Annotated in this window: 13 protein-coding genes; 9 read left to right on the top strand and 4 right to left on the bottom strand. The window is 58.2% G+C overall.

What is annotated here, in order from left to right; genetic code table 11:
- Positions 1-14: 14 nt before the first annotated feature.
- Both AACY52_RS23470 and yaaA read right to left on the bottom strand, forming a co-directional pair.
- Positions 15-1,331 carry a nucleotide sugar dehydrogenase gene (locus AACY52_RS23470; RefSeq protein ID WP_339417661.1) on the bottom strand — a complete coding sequence of 439 codons (1,317 nt, stop codon included), beginning with the start codon at positions 1,329-1,331 and terminating at the stop codon, positions 15-17.
- Between the two features lie 852 nt (positions 1,332-2,183).
- Complete coding sequence (yaaA, locus tag AACY52_RS23465) at positions 2,184-2,963, bottom strand: peroxide stress protein YaaA (RefSeq protein ID WP_339417662.1); 780 nt, start codon at positions 2,961-2,963, stop codon at positions 2,184-2,186.
- Between the two features lie 120 nt (positions 2,964-3,083).
- Between yaaA and AACY52_RS23460 the strand changes: the two genes are divergently transcribed.
- The 5 genes from AACY52_RS23460 (at position 3,084) to moaE (ending at position 7,203) form a co-directional block, all read left to right on the top strand.
- Positions 3,084-4,208 carry a polysaccharide deacetylase family protein gene (locus tag AACY52_RS23460; protein WP_339417663.1) on the top strand — a complete coding sequence of 375 codons (1,125 nt, stop codon included), beginning with the start codon at positions 3,084-3,086 and terminating at the stop codon, positions 4,206-4,208.
- Between the two features lie 339 nt (positions 4,209-4,547).
- The gene (locus AACY52_RS23455) at positions 4,548-5,942 is read left to right on the top strand and encodes a PhoH family protein (RefSeq protein WP_339417665.1); all 1,395 of its coding nucleotides are present in this window, start codon (positions 4,548-4,550) and stop codon (positions 5,940-5,942) included.
- A 96-nt stretch (positions 5,943-6,038) separates the two neighbouring features.
- Complete coding sequence (gene moaC / locus AACY52_RS23450) at positions 6,039-6,512, top strand: cyclic pyranopterin monophosphate synthase MoaC (protein ID WP_339560822.1); 474 nt, start codon at positions 6,039-6,041, stop codon at positions 6,510-6,512.
- Positions 6,509-6,751: a molybdopterin converting factor subunit 1 gene (gene moaD / locus AACY52_RS23445; RefSeq protein ID WP_053131334.1), complete on the top strand. Its 243-nt coding sequence runs from the start codon at positions 6,509-6,511 to the stop codon at positions 6,749-6,751. The genes moaC and moaD overlap by 4 nt, the downstream gene beginning before the upstream one ends.
- A gap of 2 nt (positions 6,752-6,753) precedes the next feature.
- The gene (gene moaE / locus AACY52_RS23440; RefSeq protein WP_339417672.1) at positions 6,754-7,203 is read left to right on the top strand and encodes a molybdopterin synthase catalytic subunit MoaE; all 450 of its coding nucleotides are present in this window, start codon (positions 6,754-6,756) and stop codon (positions 7,201-7,203) included.
- A 53-nt stretch (positions 7,204-7,256) separates the two neighbouring features.
- Here the strand turns inward: moaE and rhlB are convergent, their stop codons facing one another.
- Positions 7,257-8,732 carry an ATP-dependent RNA helicase RhlB gene (gene rhlB / locus AACY52_RS23435; protein WP_339417858.1) on the bottom strand — a complete coding sequence of 492 codons (1,476 nt, stop codon included), beginning with the start codon at positions 8,730-8,732 and terminating at the stop codon, positions 7,257-7,259.
- A 96-nt stretch (positions 8,733-8,828) separates the two neighbouring features.
- Entirely contained in the window at positions 8,829-9,485 is a 657-nt protein-coding gene (locus AACY52_RS23430) for an alpha/beta hydrolase (protein WP_339417673.1), read from the bottom strand.
- Between the two features lie 345 nt (positions 9,486-9,830).
- Between AACY52_RS23430 and AACY52_RS23425 the strand changes: the two genes are divergently transcribed.
- The 4 genes from AACY52_RS23425 to AACY52_RS23410 all read left to right on the top strand — a co-directional run bounded on the left by AACY52_RS23425 (position 9,831) and on the right by AACY52_RS23410 (position 14,000).
- Positions 9,831-10,862 carry an amino acid ABC transporter substrate-binding protein gene (locus tag AACY52_RS23425; protein ID WP_339417674.1) on the top strand — a complete coding sequence of 344 codons (1,032 nt, stop codon included), beginning with the start codon at positions 9,831-9,833 and terminating at the stop codon, positions 10,860-10,862.
- A gap of 72 nt (positions 10,863-10,934) precedes the next feature.
- Complete coding sequence (locus AACY52_RS23420; RefSeq protein WP_339417675.1) at positions 10,935-12,116, top strand: amino acid ABC transporter permease; 1,182 nt, start codon at positions 10,935-10,937, stop codon at positions 12,114-12,116.
- A gap of 10 nt (positions 12,117-12,126) precedes the next feature.
- A complete protein-coding gene (locus tag AACY52_RS23415; protein ID WP_339427137.1) occupies positions 12,127-13,224 on the top strand; it encodes an amino acid ABC transporter permease in 1,098 nt (365 codons plus the stop codon).
- A gap of 11 nt (positions 13,225-13,235) precedes the next feature.
- Positions 13,236-14,000, top strand: a complete 765-nt coding sequence (locus tag AACY52_RS23410) for an amino acid ABC transporter ATP-binding protein (RefSeq protein WP_339417678.1) — start codon at positions 13,236-13,238, stop codon at positions 13,998-14,000.
- The last annotated feature ends 166 nt before the right edge of the window (positions 14,001-14,166 follow it).

The following is a 14,166-nucleotide window of genomic DNA, read 5'->3' as shown; positions in this document are numbered from 1 at the left end:
ACTTGCCGTTGCTGTTACCAGCAAATGCCTTCGGTACGGCCGGTTACGCTGGTGGCTTTGGACATGAAGCCCACCAGGTCAACCACTTGCTTGCCGTGCGGGGCGTTCTGCGCCAGGGCACGGAACTTCTCATCGCGGTTGCCCAGGATGATCACGTCGGAGTTGTTGATCACGTCGTCGAAGTCCGAGTTGAGCAGGGACGACACGTGCGGGATCTTGCCTTCGATGTAGTCTTTGTTCGCGCCGTGGACACGGGCGTACTCGACGTTGCTGTCGTAGATACTCAGGTCATAACCCTTGCCGATCAGCATTTCGGCCAGCTCTACCAGCGGGCTCTCGCGCAGGTCATCGGTGCCGGCCTTGAAGCTCAGGCCCAGCAGCGCGACTTTGCGTTTGTCGTGGCTGGAAACGATGTCGAAGGCGTTCTGCACCTGAGACTCGTTGCTGCGCATCAGCGAGTTGAGCAGCGGCGCTTCCACGTCCAGGGTGCTGGCGCGGTAGGTGAGGGCGCGCACGTCTTTTGGCAGGCACGAGCCGCCGAAGGCGAAGCCTGGGCGCATGTAGTACTGGGACAGGTTGAGGGTCTTGTCCTGGCACACCACTTCCATCACTTCGCGACCGTCGACGCCGACAGCCTTGGCGATGTTGCCGATCTCATTGGCGAAGGTCACTTTGGCGGCGTGCCACACGTTGCAGGTGTACTTGATCATCTCGGCAACGGCGATGTCCTTGCGGATGATCGGCGCGTCGAGTTCTTCGTACAGCGACTGCAGGACATCGCCGGAGGCTTTGTCGAATTCGCCGATCACGGTCATCGGTGGCAGGTCGTAGTCAGCGATGGCGGTGGATTCACGCAGGAATTCCGGGTTGACCGCAACGCCGAAGTCCACACCGGCTTTTTTGCCAGAGCAGTCTTCGAGGATCGGGATCACCACGTTGGCTACGGTGCCTGGCAAGACGGTGCTACGCACGACCACAGTGTGGCGGGTGGCTTTGTCACGTAGGACCAGGCCGATCTCGCGGCATACCGCTTCGATGTAGTCGAGTTCCAGGTCGCCGTTCTTCTTGCTCGGCGTGCCGACGCAAATCATCGACAGGTCGGTATCGCGGATGGCTTCGGCGAAGTTGGTCGTGCCGCGCAGCCGGCCGGTTTCAATACCCTGGCTCAACAGTTCGCCCAGGCCTGGCTCAACAATCGGCGATTTGCCAGCGTTGATCAGGTCGATCTTATCCTTGGAGATATCTACGCCGACCACTTCGTGGCCACGTGCAGACAGGCAACCGGCACAGACTGCGCCAACGTAACCCAAACCAAATATGCTGATGCGCATCGCATTTACCTCATGTGTCATTGAAGACGGTGTTAATCATGCCAATAATTGGCCGGAGTTCATGTTTGCAAGCGTCACTGATGCCGCGAAAGTTAGGCGAATAGACGCCGACTTATCGCGTACAGGCATGTTAAATAGTGAGTGACTAACTATTGCACTCAAGTTGTGCGCAACGTGGCCTTATTGTTGGGGCCTGCCCTGAAATGCAGCCAGCCTTCCTGGGAGAAGGGCGTGGCGCCAGTGCCACAAGATTTTGATATGGGCTTTTTTAGCCTTAAATATCAATGTCTTGGATTGTGTCACTGACCCATTAGGGTAAGCACAGCCTTGGCCTCATAGTTCGTGGCAAATCATCCTTGTCGCCGCTCCTAACTAAGCATCTATAGAGTGACCACTCAGTCAAAGTTTAATGTGACAACTTCGATACTCTCCATTGGTCGCCATGTAAGTCATCTCCTACAGAAACAGAGAATTTCGTTACCGGTGGTATGAGCCGTGCGTATTGACGAAGTTCCGGGCCGCTCATCCTGTTTCCCGAAATTTCTTGAAATATTAGGCAAGATGGCACTAGTGCTATATTGATAGCACTTGCTATTTGGGGCAGTAGTTGTGGGGAGTTGGCGCGCAGAGATAGTTTTGTGCCATCACGTTATTAAAAAAGTGGTGCCACTACGAAAAAAAATGACGGATGTCGAGTGAAAGAATTGTTAGACATACTTCAAGATGTTTTTTGACGCCAAAAGTATGACGATCCGGCGTTGAAGCGCGGACAGAAATGTGGGAACTGCGGCGCGACAATTCGACTTGTCGCACCGCAGCTCCCACATTTGAACATCTGTGCCCGTGAAGGCCTTATTGCGGTGCGTGATCGCGCAAAAATACCAGGTTGTCCGGCTTCGACTGCTCTGCATTGAAGCGATACCCCTGCACATCAAACGCTTTGAGCTTTTCCGGGTCGTTGATGCGTTCTTCGATCACAAAGCGGCTCATCATGCCCCGTGCCTTCTTGGCGTAGAAGCTGATGATCTTGTACTGGCCGTTCTTCAGGTCCTTGAACTCGGTGTTGATGATCCGCGCGTTCAGGGCCGTGCGCTTGACCGCCGAGAAGTACTCGTTCGAGGCCAGGTTGAGCAGCACGTCATCACCTTGTTCGGCCAGCGCTTGATTGAGCCATTCGCTGATGCGCGTGCCCCAGAAGGCGTACAGGTCCTTGCCACGGGCGTTGGGCAGTTTGGTGCCCATTTCCAGGCGGTACGGCATCATCAGGTCCAGCGGGCGCAACAGGCCATAGAGGCCCGAGAGCATGCGCAGATGGTCCTGGGCGTAGGTGAAATCGGCATCGCTGAAGGTGTCGGCATTCAGGCCGGTGTAGACATCACCCTTGAACGCCAGCAGTGCCTGTTTGGCGTTGGCGTGGGTGAACGCTGGGGTCCAGCTGCCGAAGCGGGCGGCGTTGAGGCCACCGATCTTGTCGGATACGTGCATCAATTCGCTGATTTGCGCCGGGCTGAGGGTGCGCAATTGCTCGATCAGTGCCTGGGAGTGGTCCAGGTACTGCGGCTGGGTGAAGCGCTGGGTCACGGGCGCGGTCTCGAAATCGAGGGTCTTGGCGGGGGAAATCACCATCAGCATGAAGTTGGCTCCTGGAATCGTGGGAGGGATTCTAGGGGCTTGAGCGTTTTGACTCCACCTATGATGGCGATAGGCGCGATCCGCTATGATGGCCGACGACTCTGGAGAGGGAGACCCTGTGTGCGAATAGCGCTTTTATTGTCGGCGTGCCTGCTGTGCCTGAATGCCCAGGCGGCGCCCGTGGATGTGGTCAGCCTGGACCGTGGCACCTGGCCCGAAAAACTCGGCAGCCCGGCGTTGTTCGACGTCGCCTCGCGCGCGGAAATCCTGATGTTCGCCCATAGCCTGTTGGCCAGCGAGAATCAGGATGAAGCCGCGCTCAAACAGCGCCTGGGCCTGAAGATCATCAATCTGTCCGCCATCGATGACCTGCGTCGTCAGCTCTGGCAGCGCCTGCTCGAAAACTACACCTTCGCCCAGCAGAGTTGCGAGGAAGATGCTTCGTTTTGCTACCTAGTGGAAAACATGGAGGACCTGCGCGAGCAGGCCGGCAAGTTCGAGGTCAGCAGCGATTCCTTCTATATAAGCTGGGCCGGCCCCAGTCATACCTTCCATGAACGCTACTTGGATGAACTGCTGCGCAAGGCTGCGCTGTTTCCACAGATCAGCAGTGAAATCGCGCGGTTTGGTGACCATGAGCGTAATGGCGATGAATTCAACGACCGGCTGTTCCTGCTGACCTTCGACGGCGGTCCGGCCCCGGTCAGCGGCAACACCGACTGGCTCACCGACTACCTGCGCAAGCAAAAGATGAACGCCACGTTCTTCGTCCTCGGCAGCAGCCTGCAAACCCGGGTGGAGCGCAGTTCCGTTGCTGATGTGCAGGCGCTGTACCAGGGCCAGTGCGTGGGCACCCAGGGTTGGCAGTACCGTTCCCACAGTCATTGGGTGGATTGGCAGAGCTCCATCACCCGCAGTGCCTCACTGGCGCAAAACCTGATGCCGGAAAACTACGTGCCTCTCTTCCGTCCGCCCTACGGCCAGCGTCGCGCCGACAGCCAGGGTTTCTTTCAAGCCCAAGGCTTGCAGGTGGCATTGTGGGACATCGATTCCCAGGACGAGCCCGGTAAGCTCAAGGCCGATGAGTCGGCGCAACGGGTGCTGACATTGATGCTGCTGTGGCGCAAAGGCGTGATTGTGTTTCACGATACCCAGGACAAGGCGCGGGTTGCTTTACCCATCCTGCTACAGGCAACGGCGCAGAGTGGTCTGGGTTGGCAGGACTGCCGAGAGGCGTTTCGCTGAAGAGCCCGACCCTGTTCGGTGTGAGGCATTTTCGGGGTGATTTTGTACGGTAATTCGATGTAGGCCGACTTCCGACTTTAACGGGGTACTTGGTACTCGGCTAGTGCTATTCGTCATCTTGAAAAATAAACTTCAAAAAAGCGTCAAAGTGCTTTTTCCTGTCATGGGTTTTGCGGTATTACGAAGTCAGATCGCCGAAACCTGCAACACAGGTGGCGTCTTTCAAGACTCCTCATGTGGGCACTGCGCTTGACGTCACTCAGGTGCAGTCGGTGGTCGAATCGAGGCGCAGCACCGCCCAGGTATTGCGTCGACTGGCTCCCACAAAGGTGACCGAGTATGGATGATCATGGACGTAACCCTTCTTCCGACCAGCCAATCCTTTATGTGCTTGATACCAACGTACTGATACACGACCCGAACGCACTGCTTAACTTCGAAGAACACCACGTCGCCATTCCGATGATCGTGCTTGAGGAGCTCGACAAACTCAAAGGCGGGCCCCACAGCGTTGCCGCCGAATGCCGCCAGGCCATCCGCCTGATCGACAAGACACTGGGCGAAGCATCGCCGGAGGATGTTGAAGTCGGCGTACCCATCCAGCGTGGCAAAAGCGGGCCCAAGGGCTTGCTGTCGATTCTGATGAGCAAGCGCAGCGAGCCCAACAGCCTGCTGCCGGAAAATCTGAACGACAACAAAATCATCAACCAATTGATCGACCTGCACGCCCGCGACAAGGACCTGCGCGTGGTGCTGGTGACCAAAGACATCAATATGCGCCTCAAGGCACGCGCGTGTGGGATCGCCGCCGAGGACTACAGCACCGACCAACTGGTCGACGACGTGTCGATGTTGTCGCGTGGCTATCACACGGTAACAGGCTCCTTCTGGGACCTCGTCAGCAAGGTCGAAACCCGTCAGGACCATGGCCGCACCTGGCATCAGGTACAGCTGATCGACAACCTGCCGGCGGTACACATCAATGAATTCATCATCGACGAACAGGGCTTTGTCGGCTGGATCAAAGAAATCCAGGTCGACAAGCTGCTGATTCTCGATCTGCATCAGGAACCCCTGTTGCACCAGGAAGCCTGGGGCCTGAAACCGCGCGATATCTACCAGAGCCTGGCGTTGTACGCGCTGCTCGACCCGGACATTCACTTGGTCAACCTGACGGGTGCTGCCGGTTCCGGTAAAACCATCCTTGCCTTGGCTGCCGCCATCGAGCAGACCATGGTGACCAAGCGCTATCGCCGCATCATCGCCACCCGCAGCGTGCAGGGCCTGGACCAGGAAATCGGTTTCCTGCCCGGCACCGAGGCGGAAAAAATGGAACCGTGGCTAGGGGCGATCACCGACAACCTCGAAGCCTTGCACATGGATGACGAAAACACCCATGGCAGCGTCGACTACATCCTCAGCAAAGTGCCGTTGCAGTTCAAATCCCTCAACTACATTCGAGGTCGCAGCTTCCAGCAGAGCCTGATTTTGATCGATGAATGCCAGAACCTGACCCCACACCAGATGAAAACCATCATCACCCGTGCCGGTGCCGGTTCCAAAGTGGTGTGCCTGGGCAACCTGGCGCAGATCGACACCCCTTACCTGTCCGCGACCAGCTCCGGGCTGACGTACCTGACGGAGCGCTTCAAAGACTTCCCGAACGGCGTACACATTGCGCTGCAGGGTGTTCCACGTTCGATCCTGGCTGAATACGCAGAGTCGCATCTCTGAGTAGCAAGCTTTAAGCTACAAGCTGCAGGTTGGTCCAGTGAGCTTTTCACTGGCCGCTTGCCGCTTGTAGCTTTTTTGCTGCCTCAAGGAGGCCTCGTGCTAACTCATCTCGATTCCCAAGGTCGCGCCCATATGGTCGACGTCACCGACAAGTCCGTGACGTTCCGTGAGGCGGTGGCCGAAGCGCGCGTGCGCATGTTGCCCGAGACCCTGAAAATGATTGTTGACGGCGCCCATCCCAAGGGCGACGTGTTTGCCGTGGCCCGCATTGCCGGAATCCAGGCCGCGAAAAAAACCAGTGACCTGATCCCTCTGTGCCACCCGTTGATGTTGACGGGCGTCAAGGTCGAACTGAGCGCCGACGGCGCAGACTCGGTGCATATCTTGGCGCGCTGCAAACTCTCCGGCCAGACCGGCGTGGAGATGGAAGCGTTGACTGCCGCCAGCGTCGCGGCATTGACCATCTACGACATGTGCAAGGCCGTGGATCGCGGCATGATCATCGAAAGCATTCGCCTGCTGGAAAAGCTTGGCGGTAAAAGTGGGCACTTCAAGGCGGACCAGCCATGAGCATCAACGTACTGTTTTTTGCGCGTTACAGCGAAGCGGTTGGCCTGGACTCCTTGGAAATGGAAGGCGACTTCGCCACCGTCGATGCGGTGCGCCAAGCGTTGGCCGGTGATCCGGGCTTCGAAGTGCTCAACGAAACCAGCCTGATGTGCGCGCGCAACCAGGAGTTGTGTGGTCTCGACGAGCCATTGCAAGCTGGCGACGAAGTGGCGTTCTTCCCGCCCGTGACGGGAGGCTAAGCATGGGCATTCGTGTGCAGGCCCAGGCGTTTGATCCGGGCGTCGAGGTGAATGCGATGCACGCGGCCAATGTCGGCGTGGGCGCGGTGGTGAGTTTTGTCGGCTACGTGCGCGACTTCAATGACGGCCGCGACGTGTCTGGCATGTTCCTGGAGCACTACCCCGGCATGACCGAAAAGGCCCTGGCCAAGATCGCCTTGGAAGCTGAACAGCGCTGGCCGTTGCTCAAGCTGGAAGTGCTGCACCGCATTGGCGCGCTGGAGCCGGGTGAGCCGATTGTGTTTGTTGCGGCAGCCAGTGCCCATCGCCAGGCGGCGTTTGATGCCTGTGCGTTTGTGATGGACTACTTGAAGACACGGGCGCCGTTCTGGAAAAAAGAAAACACCCGTGAGGGGCCGCGCTGGGTAGAAGGGCGCAGTAGCGACCATGCAGCCGCTGATCGCTGGAAATAGCACGCCGAACGCAGAACAAAATGTGGGAGCGGGCAAGCCCGCTCCCACATTTTTTACTGCGTTTCAGCCTGGGGGCGTTTACGCTCAACGGCTCGCAGCAGGTGCGTCGGCGGCGTCTCGCAACTGATCTTGCGCCCCAGCAGCGCCTCGATCGACGGCAACTGATACGAGTCATCCTCGCCCGCAAAGCTGATCGACACACCCGCCGCCCCGGCACGGCCGGTACGGCCAATGCGGTGCACGTAGTCGTCCGGCACTTCCGGCAGGGTAAAGTTGATCACGTGGCTGATGCCATCAATGTGAATCCCGCGACCCGCCACGTCGGTGGCGACCAATACGCGGATCTTGCCTTCGCGGAAGCCTTCCAGCGTCTTGATGCGTTTGTGCTGCGGCACGTCGCCCGACAGTTGCGCGGCGTTCACACCATCGCGCACCAAGCGCTCTTCGATGCGGCGTACTTCGTCCTTGCGGTTGGCGAATACCATCACGCGCTCCCAACCGTTGTCGTTGACCAGGTTGTAGAGCAGCTTGTACTTGTCGGCACCGGCCACGGCGTAGATGTGCTGCTCGACGTTTTCGCTGGCGACGTTAAGCGCCTCGATCTCGACGATGGACGGGTCAGTGGTCCATTGCTTGGCGAGGTTCATCACGTCTTCGGTGAAGGTCGCGGAGAACAGCAGGGTTTGGCGCTCGGCTTTGGGCGGGGTCTGGCGGATGATCTGACGCACTTGCGGGATAAAGCCCATGTCGAGCATGCGGTCGGCTTCGTCCAAGACCATCACTTCGACCATGTCCAAGTGCACGTCGCCGCGCTGGTTGAAGTCGAGCAGGCGGCCCGGCGTCGCTACCAGGATGTCGCAGTGACGGGCTTCGAGGTGCTTGAGCTGCTTGTCGAAGTCCATGCCACCGACGAACGTCATGACGTTGAGGCCGGTGTACTTGGTCAGGTCGGCGGCGTCCTTGGCGATCTGTACCACCAGCTCCCGGGTTGGGGCGATGATCAGCGCGCGCGGTTCACCCATGTAGCGTTCTTTCGGCGGCGGCGTCTGCAGCAGTTGGGTGATGATCGAAATCAGGAACGCGGCGGTCTTGCCGGTACCGGTCTGGGCGCGGCCGATGGCGTCTTTGCCCGCCAGGGTAAAGCCCAACACCTGCGCCTGGATCGGCGTGCAGTACGGGAACCCCAGGTCCTGGATGGCGTGCATCAGTTCCGGGGCCAGTTTGAAATCGTGGAAGCGGGTCTTGCCTTCCTGGGGCTCGACGGCGAAGTCTTCGAGTTTCCAGGGGATGACGACCGGCTTTGGTGCGCGTTCGCGGCGAGGCTTGGGAGCCACTGGCGCGGGCGCGGCTGCAGCCGGTATTGCCTGTTCAGGCGGTGTTACCTTCGGCTGGGCAACGGGTGCTGTCCGGCCGGGTTGTTCACCGTCGTTGCGGCTGCCGGTAATAGAGACAGGAGCACTGGAATCAGGCGCGAGCGGCTCAGCCTCGCTTTTGCCGAACATCTTCTTGAGTGCTTTGAGCACGGTGATCTCATTAATTGGTTAAGGAATGTACGCCGGCCAGTGTAATGCAAGAATCGGGCGCGGCGTAGTGCGTCTGTCATACGGCTACACAAACGGTGGTTTTCAGCCCAGGCGAGCAGTCAACCAGGCACCGATATCACGGATCTCTTCCGGTAACACTTCGTGTCCCATTGGGTATTCCTGCCATGTCACGGTGACACCACGGCTCTTTAAATGCTCGTAGGCGCTGCGGCCCATGGCGTTCTGCACCACTTCATCGTACTGGCCGTGCAGGCACAGCGTTGGAATGCGCTGCTGGCTGGCGGATAACGCCAGCTCATCGCCGAATGTCGGTGCGTAGGTTGAGAGGGCAATAACGCCGCCCAGTGGGCCTTCCCAATTCAGGAATGCGGTATGAAATACCACGGCGCCGCCCTGGGAAAACCCGGCGAGGAAAATCCGCGACGCGTCTATTCCGGTTCTCTTCTGCGCTTCGATCAAATCCGCGACCATTTTTGCCGACACCTCCAGCTCTTCCAGGCTGATCGAGCGGGCCGGGCTCATGGCCTTGATGTCGTACCAACTGGGCATCTCATAGCCGCCATTGATCGTCACCGCACGAGTAGGTGCCTGGGGCAAAACGAAGCGGGTCGTCAGCAAGCTTTCCTGTAACGCCTCGGCCACCGGCAGGAAGTCGTAGCGATCGGCACCCAGGCCATGCAACCAGATTACGCAGGCGTCTGCGGGCTTGGAGGGCTGAAGAATCAAGGGTTCGGTCATGTCTGCTCCATTAATGTGCGTGCGCTCCGATTAAGTGCAACGGAACGGTGCGCGACGGGTTGATCTGTTAATAAGATGTCGCACGGTTGAATCTTTTGCTATTGACCGTGGGCTGAATCGACTCAGCCGGCACTATGGTACGGGCCTTGCTACGTGTTGGACGATGTCAGCGCTATCTCAGGACGGTAACACTATCAGTGACTGCCGCTTACGGGATAGCAACTGGATTGACTGCAACAACCTCATGCCGCTTGACCCTAAAAAAAGCCAACACGGGTCGATATCGCCTCATAAGGGTGCGCTGAGGTTCGAGCTCCGACACAACAAGAGCAACTGGAGGTTTGAATGAAGTTATTGAAATCCACCCTGGCCATCGTTTCCGCGGCGGCTGTACTGGGTGTCAGTGGTTTTGCCCAAGCTGGCGCCACGCTGGACGCCGTGCAGAAGAAAGGCTTTGTGCAATGTGGCGTGAGTGACGGTCTGCCGGGTTTCTCGGTACCGGATGCCAGCGGCAAGATCCTGGGGATCGACGCTGACGTGTGCCGCGCTGTGGCCGCTGCCGTTTTCGGAGACGCGACCAAGGTCAAATTCAGCCAGTTGAACGCCAAGGAGCGTTTCACCGCACTTCAATCGGGCGAAGTCGACATTCTGTCCCGTAACACCACCATGACCAGCTCCCGCGACGCCGGCATGGGCCTGAAATTCCCAGGCTTCATCACTTACTACGACGGCATCGGCTTCCTGGTAAACAAAAAGCTGGGCGTTAAAAGTGCCAAGGAATTGGACGGTGCAACCATCTGCATCCAGGCCGGCACCACCACCGAGCTGAACGTTTCCGACTACTTCCGCGGCAACAACCTCAAATACACCCCGATCACCTTCGACACCTCCGATGAAAGCGCCAAGGCGCTGGAATCCGGTCGTTGCGACGTACTGACCTCCGACAAGTCCCAACTGTTCGCCCAGCGCAGCAAGCTGGCCGCACCGAAAGACTACGTGGTTCTGCCGGAAACTATTTCCAAGGAGCCGCTGGGCCCGGTCGTGCGTAACGGCGACGACGAGTGGCTGGCCATCGTGCGCTGGGTTGGCTACGCCATGCTCAACGCTGAGGAAGCCGGTATCACTTCGAAAAACGTTGAAGCTGAAGCCAAGTCCACCAAGAACCCGGACGTCGCTCGTCTGCTCGGTGCTGACGGCGAATACGGCAAAGACCTGAAAGTGAAGAAAGACTGGGTCGTACAGATAGTCAAGCAAGTCGGTAACTACGGCGAAGTGTTCGAGCGCAACCTCGGCAAGGACACCCCGCTGGAAATCGACCGCGGCCTGAACGCGCTGTGGAACGCCGGCGGCATTCAATACGCACCCCCTGTGCGCTGATCGCTGATGGTTCTGTCACCCGGTGGGCCAACTGCCGGGTGATGTTCTGTTCCATTATTTTCGGGGCACTTCATGCAAAATAAAATCGGCGCACCCAAGCAGAAGCTCAGCTTCAGCGATCCCAAAGTGCGTGCGTGGCTCTTCCAGATCATCACGATTGTGGCGGTGGTCTGGCTCGGCTGGTACCTCTTCGACAATACCCAGACCAACATGCAGCACCGGGGCATCACCTCGGGTTTCGACTTTCTTGAACGCAGTGCCGGCTTCGGCATCGCGCAGCATTTGATCGACTACACCGAATCGGACAGCTACGCCCGGGTCTTTGTGATCGGTTTGCTCAACACTTTGCTGGTGACGTTCATCGGCGTGATCCTGGCAACGCTGCTCGGCTTTATTATCGGTGTGGCGCGACTGTCGCCGAACTGGATGATCAACAAACTGGCGACCGTGTATGTGGAAGTGTTCCGCAACATCCCGCCGCTACTGCAGATCCTTTTTTGGTATTTCGCAGTATTTTTGACCATGCCGTTGCCGCGTAACAGCCATAACTTTGCCGATATGTTCTTTATGAGCGCCCGGGGTTTGAATATGCCGGCCGCGCTGGCAGCTGAAGGTTTTTGGCCGTTTGTGGTCAGCGTCGTCGTCGCTATCGTGGCGATCGTGCTGATGGCGCGTTGGGCCAACAAGCGCTTTGAGGCTACCGGCGTACCGTTCCATAAATTCTGGGCGGGCCTGGCGTTGTTCATCGCAATCCCCGCGTTGTGCACCTTGATTTTTGGCTCACCGCTGCACTGGGAGATGCCTAAATTACAAGGCTTCAACTTTGTCGGTGGCTGGGTATTGATCCCCGAACTGCTGGCGCTGACCCTGGCGCTTACGGTTTATACGGCCGCGTTTATCGCCGAGATCGTGCGCTCGGGTATTCAGTCTGTGAGCCACGGCCAGACCGAAGCCGCGCGTTCCCTGGGCTTACGCCCTGGGCCGACGCTGCGCAAGGTCATCATCCCGCAGGCCCTGCGGGTGATCATTCCGCCACTGACCAGCCAATACCTCAATCTGGCAAAAAACTCGTCGTTGGCCGCCGGTATCGGTTACCCGGAAATGGTTTCGTTGTTTGCCGGCACGGTGCTCAACCAGACCGGCCAGGCGATTGAAGTCATGGCCATCACCATGAGCGTGTACCTGGCGATCAGCATCAGCATTTCCCTGCTGATGAACGCGTACAACAAGCGCATTGCGCTGATTGAACGGTGAGGAAACATCCATGAGTACGCATACGTTCAAACCTGACATGCCGCCGCCGGGCAAGGTATTCGGCCCGATGGCATGGATGCGCGCCAACCTGTTTTCCAGTTGGCTCAACACCCTCCTGACATTGCTGGCGATCTACCTGGTCTATTTAGTGGTACCGCCGCTTTTGCAGTGGTCAATTTTAGACGCGAACTGGATCGGCACTACCCAAGCCGATTGCACCAAAGAGGGCGCCTGTTGGGTGTTTGTCCAACAACGCTTCGGGCAGTTCATGTACGGCTACTACCCTGTCGACCTGCGTTGGCGTGTGGACCTCACCGTTTGGCTGGCGATTGTCGGCGCAGCGCCGTTGTTCATTTCGCGCTTCCAGCGTAAGGCTGTCTACGGCCTGAGCTTCTTGGTGCTGTACCCGATCATCGCGTACTACCTGCTGCACGGCGGTAGTTTCGGCCTGACTAACGTGCCTGCCAACAAATGGGGCGGCTTGATGCTGACCTTGGTCATCGCCACCGTCGGCATCGCCGGCGCATTGCCGCTGGGCATCGTATTGGCGCTGGGGCGACGTTCGAACATGCCCGCGATTCGTGTGCTCTGCGTGACCTTCATCGAGTTCTGGCGCGGCATACCGTTGATCACCGTGCTGTTCATGGCCTCGGTGATGCTGCCGCTGTTCCTGCCTGAAGGCATGAACTTCGACAAACTGCTGAGGGCGCTGATCGGCGTGATCCTGTTCCAGTCGGCTTACGTGGCGGAAGTGGTGCGCGGCGGCCTGCAGGCGATTCCCAAAGGTCAGTACGAAGCGGCCGCTGCGATGGGCCTGGGTTACTGGCGCAGCATGGGCCTGGTGATTCTGCCGCAAGCCCTGAAGCTGGTCATCCCCGGCATCGTTAACACCTTTATCGCGTTGTTCAAGGACACCAGCCTGGTGATCATCATCGGCCTGTTCGACCTGCTCAACAGCGTCAAGCAAGCCGCCGCTGACCCGAAATGGTTGGGCATGGCCACCGAAGGCTACGTGTTCGCGGCCCTGGTGTTCTGGATTTTCTGTTTTGGTATGTCGCGCTATTCCATTCATTTGGAACACAAGCTCGACACTGGCCACAAGCGTTAGGAGTTGTTGTTATGAGCGAAGCGATCAAACAGCCTGTGAGCCCTGAAGGCATTATCCAGATGCAGGGCGTCAACAAGTGGTACGGCCAGTTCCACGTGTTGAAAGACATCAACCTCGACGTCAAGCAGGGCGAGCGTATCGTGCTGTGCGGCCCGTCGGGTTCGGGCAAGTCCACCACCATCCGTTGCCTCAACCGCTTGGAAGAGCACCAGCAGGGACGTATTGTGGTCGATGGCGTAGAGCTGACCAACGACCTCAAGCAGATCGAAACGATCCGCCGCGAAGTCGGCATGGTGTTCCAGCATTTCAACCTCTTCCCGCACCTGACCATCCTGCAGAACTGCACGCTGGCGCCGATGTGGGTGCGCAAGATGCCCAAGCGCAAGGCCGAAGAAATCGCCATGCACTACCTTGAGCGCGTGCGCATTCCGGAGCAGGCTCACAAGTTTCCGGGGCAACTGTCCGGCGGCCAGCAACAGCGCGTGGCGATTGCCCGGGCGTTGTGCATGAAGCCAAAAATCATGTTGTTCGATGAACCCACTTCGGCCCTCGATCCGGAGATGGTCAAAGAAGTGCTGGACACCATGATCGGCCTCGCCGAAGACGGCATGACCATGCTCTGCGTGACCCACGAAATGGGCTTCGCCCGTACCGTGGCCAACCGCGTGATCTTCATGGATAAAGGTGAAATCGTCGAACAAGCGCCACCGAACGACTTCTTCGATAACCCGCAAAATGACCGGACCAAGCTGTTCCTGAGCCAGATCCTGCATTGATGCGCGGCGCAAGCTGAACAAAAAACCCGGCCTGGCGCCTAATGCTGTTCACTTAAGCGGAGCAGCCTTACGATTCACCGGAAACCGGGTCTTTGATATCTTCACCGTCCTGGGTCTCGAAGGCCTTGGACGGTGGTTCAGAAACATCCCTCCAACACCCGCCCTT

This window comes from Pseudomonas sp. EA_65y_Pfl1_P113 (assembly GCF_963970525.1).
Taxonomy (GTDB): domain Bacteria; phylum Pseudomonadota; class Gammaproteobacteria; order Pseudomonadales; family Pseudomonadaceae; genus Aquipseudomonas; species Aquipseudomonas tritici.
Note: the sequence above shows the minus strand (reverse complement) of the source record. Positions and strands in the feature narration are given on the sequence as shown.

Coding starts and splice junctions, on each gene's coding strand:
- AACY52_RS23470 (WP_339417661.1), bottom strand. CDS start 1,331: ATGCGCATCAGCATATTTGGTTTGGGTTACGTTGGCGCAGTCTGTGCC.
- yaaA (WP_339417662.1), bottom strand. CDS start 2,963: ATGCTGATGGTGATTTCCCCCGCCAAGACCCTCGATTTCGAGACCGCG.
- AACY52_RS23455 (WP_339417665.1), top strand. CDS start 4,548: ATGGATGATCATGGACGTAACCCTTCTTCCGACCAGCCAATCCTTTAT.
- moaD (WP_053131334.1), top strand. CDS start 6,509: ATGAGCATCAACGTACTGTTTTTTGCGCGTTACAGCGAAGCGGTTGGC.
- moaE (WP_339417672.1), top strand. CDS start 6,754: ATGGGCATTCGTGTGCAGGCCCAGGCGTTTGATCCGGGCGTCGAGGTG.
- AACY52_RS23430 (WP_339417673.1), bottom strand. CDS start 9,485: ATGACCGAACCCTTGATTCTTCAGCCCTCCAAGCCCGCAGACGCCTGC.
- AACY52_RS23425 (WP_339417674.1), top strand. CDS start 9,831: ATGAAGTTATTGAAATCCACCCTGGCCATCGTTTCCGCGGCGGCTGTA.
- AACY52_RS23420 (WP_339417675.1), top strand. CDS start 10,935: ATGCAAAATAAAATCGGCGCACCCAAGCAGAAGCTCAGCTTCAGCGAT.
- AACY52_RS23415 (WP_339427137.1), top strand. CDS start 12,127: ATGAGTACGCATACGTTCAAACCTGACATGCCGCCGCCGGGCAAGGTA.
- AACY52_RS23410 (WP_339417678.1), top strand. CDS start 13,236: ATGAGCGAAGCGATCAAACAGCCTGTGAGCCCTGAAGGCATTATCCAG.